This is a genomic window from Lachnotalea glycerini (genome assembly GCF_003201285.1).
In the GTDB taxonomy this organism is placed as follows: domain Bacteria; phylum Bacillota; class Clostridia; order Lachnospirales; family Lachnospiraceae; genus Lachnotalea; species Lachnotalea glycerini.
On sequence record NZ_QICS01000014.1, the window covers coordinates 66,537 to 80,711 of the forward strand.

Here is a 14,175-nt window from a genome sequence, read left to right on the forward strand (position 1 = left end):
GGAGTAAGATGATATGGAAGAGTATAAGCAGGTTTATTAAGGCATTTACAATTAGTTTGATAATGGCGCTAACTATACCTTCGGCACTACCGGCTGTTACATCAGTTACTATAGTTGAAGCGGCGGTAAAACTTAATAAATCCAGTGCTACTATTTTAGTTGGCAAAACATTGAAACTTAAGATGAGAGGAATATCCTCCAAGAAAAAAGTAACATGGAAATCATCTAATTCAAAAGTAGCTACGGTATCTTCAAGCGGTGTAGTAACTTCACTCAAGAGTGGAACGGTAAAAATATATGCTAAAGTGAATAAAAAAACATATAAATGTACAGTAAAGGTAATAAATAATCAGTATAAGCAAAATGCGCCGGCACTTAAAAAGCTGGAGAGCGGGCTGATTCATTTCTATCCGATGAAAGTCTATTATAGCAATGGAGCTTTACATTATGTAGCAAGAATTTATAATCGAAAGCCGTTTCGTATATCAAGTGTATCAAATATTAAATTAGCAGTAACAGTTCCAGATGGATCAGATGAGGGGTTGCTGATTGCAGAAAAAATAGAGAGTAGTATTGATTTGACGGTTTTAAATAGTAATATGAAGTTAAATCCGGGTAAATATGTTACTTATGATTTTGTATTTACAGGAAGTGAAGTTTTAGAAAAAGATTTTGATTTAACCTCAATTAGTAAAATATATTATGTAGCTCAATATGATTTTAGTTATGATTAATTAAAATAAAAATTAAATTAATAAATGGAGGAATGGGTATGAGATATGAAGTTTTAGGAAGCACTATGCCAGCAGTAGAAGTAACAATGGATAAAGGAGAGTCAATGTTTACACAGTCAGGCGGTATGGCATGGATGACAGAAGGTATTTCTATGGATACAAATTTGAAAGGGGGCTTAATGAAAGGGATTGGAAGAATGTTTGCTGGTGAATCTCTATTTATGGCTACCTACACTGCTGACAAATCGGATGTTACAATCGCCTTTGCTTCAACGGTACCAGGCGAAATTGTACCGGTTGATTTGAGCCGAAAAGGCAGCATTATTTGCCAAAAAGGTGCGTTTCTCTGCGCTCAGCCAAGTGTAAATGTATCAGTCACTTTTACTAAAAAAGTTTCTGCTGGCTTATTTGGCGGAGAAGGATTTATTCTACAGGAAATGGCAGGAAGTGGAATGGTATTTCTGGAAATCGACGGTAATTTAATCGAAAAGGAATTAGCTCCTGGTGAAGTGATTAAGGTAGATACCGGAAACGTTGTAGCTTTTGATAAGTCTGTAAGCTATGAGATTGAAACGGTGAAAGGCATTAAGAATATTTTCTTAGGAGGAGAAGGTCTGTTTCTTACTAAGCTAACAGGACCAGGTAAGGTCTTATTACAAACGCAGAATTTTAATGAATTTGCAGGAAGAATCATTAAAATGATACCTTCTAAGTAGAGATGTAATGATTATTTGTTAGAAATTAATAGGCTCGTTATTTATAAGGTTGCATTAGAAAAGGGGGCTGCGCACTATTTACTTAGTGCGACAGCTCCCTTGATTGTTACGCAATATTTCAAGCAAAGAATATGCTTTTCCGATGGTAATGTAAATAGAAAAAATGAAATCATCAACATTATAATTACTTTGCTAAAAGAGTATATTGGTGTTGCAAAGTATAACATTTAAAAAAATATTACCTTTTATGTATGTTATCTTCAAGGTTACTCGGTTCGATTATTTGAGATAATGCCCAAAATAAAGCCTGCAGCCACAATAAAGATGGAGATAAATTGAGAAGTAGACAATGGACCAACACTACCTCTGATAAGATCACCTCGAAGAAATTCAACTGCAAAACGGCCAATGCCATACAAAATTAAATATGCGCTAGCCACAATTCCAGATTTCGGATTTCTTTTAGCTAAAAATATAAGCAAAATTCCAATAAGAAAATCACCACCACTTGATATTAATTGCGTGGGTATCAAATGTACATGATTTGGTGCATATTGAGAATTTTTAAACACAACACTAAAATGTGAACTAGTTTCCAATCCATAGCAGCAGCCGGCAAAAAAACAGCCAATACGCCCAAATCCCTGTGCAATAGCAACAGAAGGCATTAAAAGATCGAAGTAGGTTAAAAAGTGCTTCTTTTTTATTTTACAATAGAGATAAGCCGCTAGTGTACCAGCTATGATTCCACCGTAAACTACAAATCCGTTCATCATGTCCAAAATACTAACAGGATTATTAAGGATGGTTTTTATTTCAGTGAGTAGATATAGAACTTTTGCGCCTAACATGCCAAATATGATGCAGACAAAGGCTAAGTTAAATACAAAATCAGTGTCTAGGTTTTTCTTCTTTGACCGATAGTCGGCAATGAATAATGCTGCCATGAACCCGATTCCAATTAATAAGCCATAGCTATGAACGGTAACAGGTCCAAGTTTTAATAAATTATTGTACATTTTCATAATCCTTTCTAAAACATCAACTTTATAGAAAAAAGTCAACATTACCTTTATAAAGATAGGACTTTTCCTATATACAATAGTACATAATACCTGTTTAAGTGTAAGAACTTAAAGAATAGGCAATTGATACACTAAGTAAAAAATAAGACTCTATGATCAACATAAAGTCTTATAAAGAGCGACAGACGAGACTCGAACTCGCGACCTCCACCTTGGCAAGGTGGCGTACTACCAACTGTACTACTATCGCATTTAACATGTATTTAACTGATAAACACAAGATATAATATACTATGATTTTTAATAATTGTCAAGAATAAAAATACATTTACATCAATGAATAAAAAACATTTATATCAAAAATTAATTATAGAGTGTGTAACGTTCTTCTAATTAAACTGAGTTATAATCAATTATATTATAAGTTATATGAAACCGATCTGTTCAAAATGATACCTAATTGTTATAATTACTAGAAATTTGCCTAATATCACGGATACTACTTGATATTTTTATCGTATCTGGTTAAAATAGATTCAGATTTGATAAATAAATGTCAAATAGGAATGAAATGGAGGGATTTTTGAATGATTTTTGGTGCATTAGAAGCGGGTGGAACTAAGATGGTTTGTGCCTTAGGCAGAGAGGATGGGACAATATTAGAACAGGTTTCAATTCCTACCACAACTCCGAAAGAAACAATACCATTGGTAGTCAAATATTTTAGAGGGAAGGAGATTGGTGCTTTGGGTATTGGTTCATTTGGACCAGTAGATGTGAATCAATCATCAGATACCTATGGTCATATATTGGATACGCCAAAAACAGCGTGGAAGTATTTCGATTTGGTAGGCAGCATTCAAAAAGAATTGAGTATTCCAATTGGATTAGATACCGATGTAAATGGTTCCTGCTTGGGAGAAATGACATTTGGAAACTCGAAAGGACTTGATTCAGTTATATATATAACAATTGGAACAGGAGTAGGAGTAGGAGCCAGTATAAATGGAAAGTTGCTACATGGAATGCTTCATCCCGAGGCTGGTCATATTTTATTGAAAAAGCATCCAAAAGATACGTTTGACGGTAATTGTCCATATCATGGTACATGCCTAGAAGGAATGGCTTCAGGCCCTGCGATAGAAAAGAGATGGGGCAAAAAGGCTGTTGAATTAAAGGATAATGATATTGTATGGGAAATAGAGGCATATTATATTGCACAGGCGCTTATGAATTATATTCTAACATTGGCTCCCAGAAGAATTATACTTGGCGGTGGAGTTATGCACCAAATGCAGCTTTTTCCTTTAATTAGAAAAGAAGTTGAACGGCTATTGAACGGATATTTGAACACGAAAGAAATTAAAGATATGGATCACTATATTATTCCAGCAAGCTTAAACGATAATCAGGGAATTATGGGATGTATCCAGTTAGCTAAAATTGCACTGGATGAAGTAAAGTAGTATAATTAAATAAAAGGAACCAATAAGTCAAAAACTTTATTGGTTCCTTTTGCTCTAATTAATATGCATATAAATCATTCTTAATATTTAATGTAATGAAATCAGTTTTACTTAAGTCAAAGCCTTTTTTCTTAATCTGAGATGCTGAAAATTCAATAGTAAAGGTTTTTGATTTATTGTAACCGATATTTTTGGGTAAGGTATTCTTAACCTTTCCTGATGCAATTACTGTATTGACATCATTTGTGTTGTAAGATGTAGCAAATGTAGTTGCTGTTAAGGATACATTTAGTTTAGAAATAGTATTCCCCTTTTTGTCTAAAATTCTTTTTATATTGGAAGTAAACTTTCTATTATACAATACAGTTTTGCAATAAAGCTTTCCGTTTTTGTAATATACGTTTTTTGGTATAAAATAAACATAACCAGAATTTAACTTATTGTTAATAGCATTCGCATCAATAGAGTAAGAATTTTCAGTTACAGTAATTCTACATTTAAGTTTTTTATTACCTACTTTCGCAGTAATAACGGCACTTCCTTTTCCAACGGCTGTAACTAGTCCGTTCTTAACAGTAACCACCTTTTTTTTGTTCGTGGACCATGTAACGGATTTCTTTCCCTTATTTCTAACCTTTAGCTTAATTACTTCACCAGCACGTAAGGTTGTAGAGGTAGTGTTTAGAGACGGTGAAGCAGCCTCAACTGTAGTAACAGATGTAACGATAGGTAATACTGATGGTACAGTTAATGCTAAAGACATACTTATTGCGATAGCAGAAACTATTTTCTTGAATGAAAATTTTGTCATAACTCTTTCCCCTTTTATAAAATTTTTTTACATAAAAATTCTACCATAATATTACAAATTTCGCAATGGTACTTTGTTATTAAAGAATTATTGTGTAAAGCAATTTGCTAGACATTTCTTATAACGTGAATTATAATGTGAGGATAAGTTTGTGATTTATAACAAATTAGGAGGTTGAAAACGTGAGTTTAGCAGATCATATATTTATAGATATGTGTAAAGATATATTGCAAGCAGGTGTTAGTACTGAGGGTGAAAAGGTTCGACCCAAATGGGAGGACGGAGATTTTGCCTATACCATCAAACGTTTTGGAGTTGTGAATCGATACGACCTGTCCAAAGAATTTCCTGCCTTAACATTAAGAAAAACTGCAATCAAAAGCTGTACAGATGAGATGCTTTGGATTTGGCAGAAAAAGTCCAATAATATCAATGAATTGCATAGTCATATTTGGGATAGTTGGGCAGACAAAGATGGTTTTATTGGTAAGGCATATGGCTATCAGCTTGCGGTAAAGCATTGCTATAAGGAAGGAATGATGGATCAGGTTGATAGAGTAATTTATGATTTAAAGAATAATCCTTACAGCAGAAGAATTATGACTAATATATATGTGCATCAGGACTTACATGAAATGAATTTGTATCCTTGTGCATATAGCATGACCTTTAATGTTACAAAGGAAAAGGGAAGCGAAAAACTTAAACTAAATGCCATTTTAAATCAGCGCTCTCAAGACGTACTGGCAGCAAATAATTGGAATGTATGTCAATATGCGGTGCTGATGCATATGCTGGCACAAACTTGTGATATGCAGGTTGGTGAATTGGTACACGTTATTGCGGATGCACATATTTATGACCGTCATATACCAATTGTTCAGGATCTAATTAATAGACCTGTGTATGATGCCCCCAATTTTTGGCTAAATCCGGAAATTAAAAATTTTTATGATTTTACTGTGGAAGACATAAGGCTTGAGAATTATGTTACAGGACCGCAAGTGAAAAATATACCAATCGCAGTGTAGAGGAGTGAGAATATGAATTTGATAGCAGCAGTTGATGGAAATTGGGCAATTGGATGCAAAGGACAATTGCTTGTCAGAATACCAAATGATCATAAGATGTTTCGGGAAGAGACGACAGGAAAAGTAGTTGTATTGGGAAGAAAGACACTTGAGACATTTCCAAATGGTATTCCGTTAAACAACAGAACCAATATTATCCTTTCTAAAAATAAAGATTATAGAGTAAAGGATGCGATAGTTGTACATTCAATTGATGAATTACTTCAAAAGCTGAAGCAATACAAAAGTGAAGATGTGTATATCATCGGAGGAGAGAGCATATATAACGAAATGCTCCCATATTGTGATGTGGCACATATTACTAAAATCAATCATGAATACGTGGCTGACGCATATTTTCCTAATCTGGAGAAAAGCAAAGAGTGGGAAATTAACGCTGTAAGTGAAGAGCAAACTTACTTTGATTTAGAGTATACATTTGTTCAATATAAAAGAAAGCGTAATTGATTCCGGAGGACTTAGTTATCTGTGAGTCAGACTTATATGCATGGGTAGAAAAGGTGATTCATTTCACAAACACTTATTGACATTAACGTAAAAAAGTATAATAATGAAAAAGAATTATAATTTGGAACAATGAAAAGTTCGAGTGCTATGCTTTTCGGCGTTTGAATAAACGGAAGGATGAAACATCATGTTGGATATTAAATTTGAGAAATCGAAAAATCTAAAACCTATTCCGGATGAAAACAATCCGCTGGTATTTGGAACAATATTTACAGATCATATGTTTGTAATGGACTATGAGACAGGCAAGGGATGGCATAGTGCCAGAGTAACGGAATATGCTCCAATTTCTTTGGAACCCTCTGCTATGGTATTCCATTATGGTCAGGAAATGTTTGAAGGCCTAAAGGCGTATAAAACGCAAGATGAAAGAATTCTTTTGTTTCGTCCAGATAAAAATATAGAAAGAGCCAATAATACAAATCGTAGAATTTGTATACCGGAAATACCAAAAGAAGATTTTCTGCAAGCAATTCAGGCAATCGTGTCGGCAGATAGAAAATGGATTCCTACAAAACCAGGAACATCGCTTTATATCAGACCATTTATCATTGCTACGGACCCATATTTAGGTGTAAGACCCTCCAATACCTATAAATTCATAATTATTTTATCACCAGTTGGACCATATTATAAAGAAGGACTAAACCCAGTTAAAATTTGGATTGAGGATGATTATGTCAGAGCTGTTAAGGGTGGTATCGGTGAAGCAAAAACAGGTGGTAATTATGTGGCAAGCTTGGCCTCACAAGTGAAAGCACATGATGCAGGCTATTCGCAGGTGCTATGGTTGGATGGAGTTTATCGTAAATATATTGAAGAAGTTGGTGCTATGAATATTTTCTTTAAAATAAACGGAATTGTAGTAACTCCGATGTTAAATGGAAGTATTTTACCAGGTGTAACTAGAAATTCATGTATCGCTCTTTGCAAAAAATGGGGACTGCCTTTGGAAGAAAGAAAAATATCAATTGATGAAGTGTATGAAGCAGCTCAAAGTGGTACTCTTGAAGAAGTTTGGGGAACCGGAACAGCAGCAGTCATTTCACCGGTTGGTGAGCTTAGATGGCAGGAACATATTATGAAAATAAAGGACGGCGGTATTGGAGCATTAAGCCAAAAGCTATATGATACTGTTACAGGTATTCAACTTGGCGAGATTGAAGATACACTGCACTGGACAATGGAAGTAAAATAAATAGATTTAATAACTATAGAAGGTTCGCAAAGGTCTTTACAGACTTTTGCGAATTTTTATATTCTAGCATATTAATTCCTTCAATATTCCTATGATAATTTTCTTGTTTTATCATAAGAAACATTTGTGAAGAAAAGTAAATGGAGATTCTGTAGAGAAAAGTGTTTTCTGTATCGTATCTTAATTAAATCGTAATAAAATCATATAATGGTTTTAAAAAAAAATACACAAATTAATGTTAAAATTCAGTTTGAAATCGTAGAATGAAATAGAAAATGCTTTTTGAGGTGCTTTTATGAAGAAAAACGAATTTGGTGAAATAGAAAATCCTAGAAATAAAATAAATATAGTTATATTACTCATTGCAATTATTGCTGTCATAGTAACAGGAGTGATTTATGCCATGAAGCTGAATGCACGTGCAAGTAATGTGGAAGTCTACAATAAAACAAGTAATGAGTATTGTCAAAATCAAGACTGCAACATATAATAATGCTAAATATTATTGTGCCAGTATTTAGGCAAATGGAGAATTTATGAGGAATAAATCCTTAAGAATAGCACAAGATACAGCCACTGATAAAGGAACATTGAAGGTAATAGTAACAGCTCAAACTGGACTTAGGCCAATAAAAGATGCAGTTATTAAAATATCTTATACGGGTAATCCAACCGGTACCATAGAACAGCTGAATACGAATGACTCGGGGCAAAGTGATACTGTCTCATTAGACGCCCCACCAATCGATTATAGTTTAGAACCTTCTGCAATGCAGCCATATTCTGAGTATACTTTACAGGTTGAAGCAAAAGGATTTGAATCAATTGTAGTATCAGGAACACAAATACTTGCGGACACAAATGCCATACAAGAGATTAGGTTACGGCCTCTTGAACCTAAAAATATGGAGGACAATATAGTGATACCGGCACATACTTTATATGGTGAATATCCTCCTAAAATAGCAGAAGCGGAGATAAAGCCGGTGAATGAAAGTGGTGAAATAGTTTTAAGCAAAGTAGTAATACCTGAATATGTAATTGTACATGATGGTGTTCCGACTGATCCTACGGCAGCAAACTACTATGTAAAATACAAGGATTACATTAAAAATGTGGCTAGCAGTGAAATTTATGCAACATGGCCGACTTCGACGATTGAAGCAAACGTGCTGGCAATCATGTCGTTTACATTAAACAGAGTATATACGGAATGGTATCGAAACAAAGGATTTGATTTCACCATTACCTCCTCTACGGCATTTGATCATAAGTGGATGAGAGGAAGAAATATATTTAATGAGATATCAATGGCAGTTGATAGTTTATTTAGTAATTATTTATCAAGACCTAACGTAAAGCAGCCAATTCTGACTCAATATTGTGACGGAAACAGGGTAACCTGTCCGAATTGGCTATCACAGTGGGGGTCTAAGGATTTGGGCAGTCAAGGTTATATGCCAATCGATATTTTAAGATACTATTATGGTGATAATATGTATATTAACAGTGCAGAGGAAATATCAGGGGTTCCATCCTCATGGCCCGGATATAATTTGCAGGTGGGTTCAAGTGGAGACAGTGTAAGACAAATGCAGGAATTTCTAAATACGATTGCAGGAACATATCCTTCCCTTCCAACCATACCCGTTGATGGAATATTTGGACCCAAAACGGATGATGCGGTTAAGGCCTTTCAAGGCGTATTTGGATTACCTCCAAATGGTATTGTAGATTATCCAACGTGGTATAAAATATCTGAAATTTATGTAGGCGTATCAAGAATTGCAGAATTAGTTTGACACATAAATCAATGTAATAAGATGAACTTCAAAGACTAAGAAATTTAATAGTACGCTTTGTGAAAAAAGAATATTTTTACAGGGTGTGCTATTAAAAAAATAGTTTTTACTTGAAGTAGAAAAAAATATTTATAAAAAAGGTTGAAAAAAGTTTGCTAATGTGATAGAATTTTAAAAATTTGAGGTTTTGCAGTATAACAAGATATGCAGAGTCAAGAATTACTCAACAGTGCATAAACAGTGCTTTTCAGATGTAAAATAGGATTGTTGAGAGAGCTGGCTGAATTTGTCAGCTTTGAGTGAAATTGTATAATTAGCGAAAATATGAAAAAGAAATGCGTTAAAAACGGTATTTTTTTTTTGTATAAATGCATAATATGCATTAAAATGTATAAATATGCTTTCGCAAATAAGAAAGGATTAAGGGTGGTATTAATGAAAGCTTTTCTAATACTAGAAGACAAAACCGTGTTTGAGGGGCAGTCTATCGGGGCGACCAAAGAAGTGATAAGTGAGATCGTGTTCAATACATCAATGACCGGATATTTGGAAGTGTTAACTGATCCCTCCTATGCAGGACAGGCAGTGGTTATGACATATCCTCTAATTGGAAATTATGGTATATGCCGAGAGGACATGGAGTCGAAAAGAGCTTGGCCGGATGGATATATTGTTCGTGAATTATCGAGATTGCCAAGTAATTTCAGAAGCGAAGACAGTATTGAGAATTTCTTGAAGGAACAGGATATTTCTGGAATTGCAGGAATTGATACGAGAGCTCTTACAAAGATATTAAGAGAAAAGGGCACTATGAATGGCTGCATTACCACCAACCAAAGTTATAATATAGACGAAATAGTGGAGAAACTGAAAAGATATAAGGCAGGTAAAGTGGTTGAAAAAGTTACTTGCAATCAAAAATCAGTATTAAAAGCGAAAGGCAAGAAAGTAGCACTTTTGGATTTAGGTGCAAAGAATAATATCGCTCAATCTTTAAATGACAGAGGCTGTGAAGTCACGATATATCCAGCATTAACAAAAGCCGCTGAAATTATCAAAGCTAATCCAGATGGAATTATGTTATCAAATGGACCAGGTGATCCAAAGGACTGCGAAAGCATCATTCAGGAAATAAAAGAATTATATAATTCCAATATCCCAATTTTTGCAATTTGTTTAGGACATCAGCTTATGGCATTGGCTACTGGCGGAGATACACATAAAATGAAATATGGTCACAGAGGAGGAAACCATCCGGTGAAAGATTTAAGCACAGGACGGGTTTATATTTCTTCACAAAATCACGGTTATGTAGTAGACGTAGATAAGATGCCGGAAGGTATTGCTAATATAAGCTTTGTAAACGTAAACGACAAAACGATAGAAGGACTTGAATATCTTAACAAAAATATATTTACGGTACAGTTTCACCCAGAAGCGTGTCCAGGGCCACAGGATTCTTCTTTCCTGTTTGACAAGTTTATTAAGATGATGGAGGTTAAGAAAGATGCCTAAGAATCCAGATATTAAAAAAGTACTCGTAATTGGTTCGGGACCGATTATAATCGGACAGGCAGCAGAATTTGACTATGCCGGAACGCAGGCCTGCCGTTCGCTCAGAGAAGAAGGGGTCAGTGTTATACTTGTTAACTCTAATCCTGCAACCATTATGACAGATAAAGACATTGCAGACATGGTTTATATTGAACCATTAACGATAGAAGTAGTTGAGGGGATTATATTAAAGGAAAGACCAGACAGTGTGTTGCCAACTCTTGGAGGACAAGCTGCACTTAACCTGGCAATGGAGCTTGCAGAATCTGGTTTTCTTGAAAAACATAATATTAAATTAATTGGAACTACGCCAGAAACAATCAAAAAGGCAGAGGATAGAGAAGAATTCAAGGAAACAATGGAAAAAATCAAAGAACCTTGTGCTGCTTCTATGGTAGTAAATAATGTAGAAGATGGGATTGCCTTCACCAACACAATTGGGTATCCAATTGTTCTTCGTCCGGCCTATACATTGGGAGGCAGCGGCGGTGGTATCGCTGATAATGAAGAAGAGTTAATTGATATTTTAACAAATGGACTTAGATTAAGCCGTGTAGGACAGGTTTTGGTTGAACGCTGCATTGCAGGTTGGAAAGAAATTGAATATGAAGTAATGCGAGATGGGTTAGGAAACTGCATTACAGTTTGTAATATGGAAAATATTGATCCGGTTGGAGTTCATACCGGTGACAGTATTGTAGTGGCTCCATCGCAGACCTTGGGTGATAAAGAATACCAGATGCTTCGAACATCGGCTCTCAATATCATTAGCGAATTAAAAATAACTGGAGGCTGTAATGTGCAATATGCACTAAATCCTGATACCTTTGAGTATTGTGTAATAGAGGTTAATCCGCGTGTGAGCCGTTCTTCCGCCTTAGCCTCTAAGGCAACAGGATATCCAATTGCAAAGGTTGCCGCAAAAATTGCGTTAGGATATACTTTAGATGAAATCAAGAATGCCATTACTGGAAAGACTTATGCAAGCTTTGAACCGACACTGGATTATTGTGTAGTAAAAATTCCAAGACTTCCGTTTGATAAATTCATCCATGCAAAAAGAACCCTTACCACCCAAATGAAAGCAACTGGAGAAGTTATGAGCATCTGCAATAATTTCGAAGGTGCATTAATGAAAGCGATACGCTCCTTGGAACAGCATGTAGACAGCTTGATTTGCGAGGAATATGCAACATTGTCAGACGACAAGATTGAAGAGCTGCTTTCAGTTGTTGATGATAGAAGAATTTTTGTAATTGCCGAAGCAGTTAGACGTGGATTTCACTATGAAAAAATTCATGAGATCACAAAGTTTGATAATTGGTTCATTGATAAGATTGCAATATTGGTTGAGATGGAGGGAAAGCTTGGCAGTGATGAACTTACAGTTGATATCTTGAAAGAGGCAAAACGACTGGAATTTCCGGATACGGTTATTGCAAAATTGGCTGGTAAAGATGTGGAAGAAATTAAGAAATTAAGATATGACAATGATATTATAGCGGTATTTAAGATGGTTGATACCTGCGCCGCAGAGTTTGAAGCAACCACGCCATATTATTATTCTGTATTTGGAAGTGAAAATGAAGTGATTAAGGACAAGGAAAAGAAGAAAAAAGTACTTGTACTTGGTTCTGGCCCAATTCGAATTGGGCAGGGTATTGAATTTGATTTCTGCTCAGTTCATTGTACTTGGGCGTTCAAAGAAGAGGGCTATGAAACAATTATTGTTAATAACAATCCAGAGACAGTGAGTACAGACTTTGATATTGCAGATAAGCTTTATTTTGAACCATTAACACCTGAAGATGTGGAAAATATCGTTAATCTTGAAAATCCTGACGGAGCAGTGGTTCAATTTGGCGGACAAACTGCGATTAAGCTTACCGAAGCATTAATGAAAATGGGTGTTCCGATACTTGGAACTTCTGCAGAAGATGTGGATGCAGCAGAGGATAGAGAATTATTTGATAAGATTTTGGAGGAGTGCTGTATTCCAAGACCTGCAGGTAAAACGGTATTTACAATAGAAGAGGCTTTGAAAGCTGCCAATGAATTGGGATATCCGGTATTGATTCGTCCATCTTATGTGCTTGGTGGTCAAGGTATGCAAATTGCTATCAGTGATGATGACATAAGAGAGTTTATGACAATAATTAATAGAACTGTTCAAGAGCACCCTGTATTAGTGGATAAATATTTGGTAGGAAAGGAAATCGAGGTAGACGCAGTATGTGATGGAGAGGATATAGTAATACCGGGAATAATGGAGCACATTGAACGGGCCGGCATACATTCTGGAGACAGTATTTCGGTATATCCTGCACAGAGCCTAAGCAAGAAAATTAAAATGGTAATTGAGGAATACACAAGGCGTCTGGCTCGTTCCTTACATGTACGAGGTTTGATTAATATTCAGTTTATTGTTAGTAATGATGAAGTTTATGTAATCGAAGTAAATCCTCGCTCCAGCCGTACGGTACCTTATATCAGCAAGGTTACAGGTATTCCGATTGTTAAGCTTGCTACGAAAGTAATTATTGGAGATACCATTAAAGGACTGGGCTATCAATCCGGATTACAGCCGGAAGCAGACTACTTTGCTATAAAGATGCCGGTATTCTCCTTTGAAAAAATACGGGGAGCAGAAATTAGCCTTGGACCTGAAATGAAATCAACCGGTGAGGTCTTGGGAATTGCCAAGACATTTAATGAAGCCTTATATAAAGCCTTTATTGGAGCGGGCATTATTTTGCCAAAACATAAACAAATTATTCTTACGGTAAAGGATTCAGATAAAATAGAAGCAATTGAAGTAGGACGTCGTTTTGAAGCGTTAGGCTATAAAATCTATGCTACAAGAAGTACCTGCCAGATATTGAATGAAAACGGAATTTCTGCTATTAAGATTAATAAAATAGAGCAGGAATCTCCAAATCTTCTAGACTTAATATTAGAGCACAAGATTGACCTTGTGATCGACACCCCCACGCAAGGGTCGGCGAAGAGCAACGACGGATTTTTAATCAGAAGAAATGCAATTGAAACAGGAGTTCATTGCCTGACTTCATTGGATACAGCTAATGCTCTTTTGACTAGCTTAGAGCATGCCAATGAGCAGGAGCTTTCATTAATTGATATTGCTTCTATCTAATAAATTTTAAGGTAGAATTGCTATTTATAATATTACTATAGGTAACTATTATAGATAGCAATTTTTATTTCATAGGAATGACCTTATTGTGGTAACGTATAAAAGCTTTGAATCCTA

At 35.4% G+C, this 14,175-nt stretch carries 13 protein-coding genes and 1 tRNA gene; 11 read left to right on the top strand and 3 right to left on the bottom strand.

The window, feature by feature from the left end; all coding sequences use genetic code 11:
- The first annotated feature begins 8 nt into the window (after positions 1–8).
- From C8E03_RS18720 to C8E03_RS18730, 3 genes are read left to right on the top strand one after another with little or no spacing between them, the layout of a single operon-like run.
- Positions 9–734, top strand: a complete 726-nt coding sequence (locus C8E03_RS18720; RefSeq protein ID WP_110291824.1) for an Ig-like domain-containing protein — start codon at positions 9–11, stop codon at positions 732–734.
- A gap of 38 nt (positions 735–772) precedes the next feature.
- A complete protein-coding gene (locus C8E03_RS18725) occupies positions 773–1,450 on the top strand; it encodes a TIGR00266 family protein (protein WP_110291825.1) in 678 nt (225 codons plus the stop codon).
- A gap of 15 nt (positions 1,451–1,465) precedes the next feature.
- Positions 1,466–1,681, top strand: a complete 216-nt coding sequence (locus C8E03_RS18730) for a hypothetical protein (RefSeq protein WP_094376536.1) — start codon at positions 1,466–1,468, stop codon at positions 1,679–1,681.
- Between the two features lie 35 nt (positions 1,682–1,716).
- On the opposite strand, the gene C8E03_RS18735 is transcribed toward C8E03_RS18730, so the two are convergent.
- Together C8E03_RS18735 and C8E03_RS18740 are read right to left on the bottom strand one after the other, a co-directional pair.
- A complete protein-coding gene (locus tag C8E03_RS18735) occupies positions 1,717–2,475 on the bottom strand; it encodes a prolipoprotein diacylglyceryl transferase (RefSeq protein ID WP_330410869.1) in 759 nt (252 codons plus the stop codon).
- Positions 2,476–2,652: 177 nt separating this feature from the next.
- Positions 2,653–2,725, bottom strand: a tRNA-Gly gene (locus tag C8E03_RS18740).
- A gap of 337 nt (positions 2,726–3,062) precedes the next feature.
- Between C8E03_RS18740 and C8E03_RS18745 the strand changes: the two genes are divergently transcribed.
- Complete coding sequence (locus C8E03_RS18745; protein WP_094376535.1) at positions 3,063–3,941, top strand: ROK family protein; 879 nt, start codon at positions 3,063–3,065, stop codon at positions 3,939–3,941.
- Between the two features lie 58 nt (positions 3,942–3,999).
- Here the strand turns inward: C8E03_RS18745 and C8E03_RS18750 are convergent, their stop codons facing one another.
- Positions 4,000–4,752: an Ig-like domain-containing protein gene (locus C8E03_RS18750; RefSeq protein WP_094376534.1), complete on the bottom strand. Its 753-nt coding sequence runs from the start codon at positions 4,750–4,752 to the stop codon at positions 4,000–4,002.
- 182 nt (positions 4,753–4,934) lie between these two features.
- Here C8E03_RS18750 and thyA point away from each other — a divergent pair, with 182 nt between their 5' ends.
- The 7 genes from thyA to carB all read left to right on the top strand — a co-directional run bounded on the left by thyA (position 4,935) and on the right by carB (position 14,058).
- Positions 4,935–5,783, top strand: a complete 849-nt coding sequence (thyA, locus tag C8E03_RS18755) for a thymidylate synthase (protein ID WP_110291826.1) — start codon at positions 4,935–4,937, stop codon at positions 5,781–5,783.
- A gap of 12 nt (positions 5,784–5,795) precedes the next feature.
- Entirely contained in the window at positions 5,796–6,290 is a 495-nt protein-coding gene (locus C8E03_RS18760) for a dihydrofolate reductase (protein ID WP_094376532.1), read from the top strand.
- Positions 6,291–6,477: 187 nt separating this feature from the next.
- The gene (locus C8E03_RS18765) at positions 6,478–7,548 is read left to right on the top strand and encodes a branched-chain amino acid aminotransferase (protein ID WP_094376531.1); all 1,071 of its coding nucleotides are present in this window, start codon (positions 6,478–6,480) and stop codon (positions 7,546–7,548) included.
- Positions 7,549–7,843: 295 nt separating this feature from the next.
- The gene (locus tag C8E03_RS18770) at positions 7,844–8,038 is read left to right on the top strand and encodes a hypothetical protein (RefSeq protein WP_094376530.1); all 195 of its coding nucleotides are present in this window, start codon (positions 7,844–7,846) and stop codon (positions 8,036–8,038) included.
- A gap of 46 nt (positions 8,039–8,084) precedes the next feature.
- A complete protein-coding gene (locus tag C8E03_RS18775) occupies positions 8,085–9,350 on the top strand; it encodes a peptidoglycan-binding protein (RefSeq protein ID WP_110291827.1) in 1,266 nt (421 codons plus the stop codon).
- 435 nt (positions 9,351–9,785) lie between these two features.
- Positions 9,786–10,865 carry a carbamoyl phosphate synthase small subunit gene (locus C8E03_RS18780; RefSeq protein WP_094376528.1) on the top strand — a complete coding sequence of 360 codons (1,080 nt, stop codon included), beginning with the start codon at positions 9,786–9,788 and terminating at the stop codon, positions 10,863–10,865.
- Positions 10,858–14,058 (top strand): carbamoyl-phosphate synthase large subunit, encoded by a 3,201-nt coding sequence (gene carB, locus C8E03_RS18785; RefSeq protein WP_094376527.1) that lies wholly within the window; start codon positions 10,858–10,860, stop codon positions 14,056–14,058. Before C8E03_RS18780 ends, carB begins: the two co-directional genes overlap by 8 nt.
- Positions 14,059–14,175 lie beyond the last annotated feature (117 nt).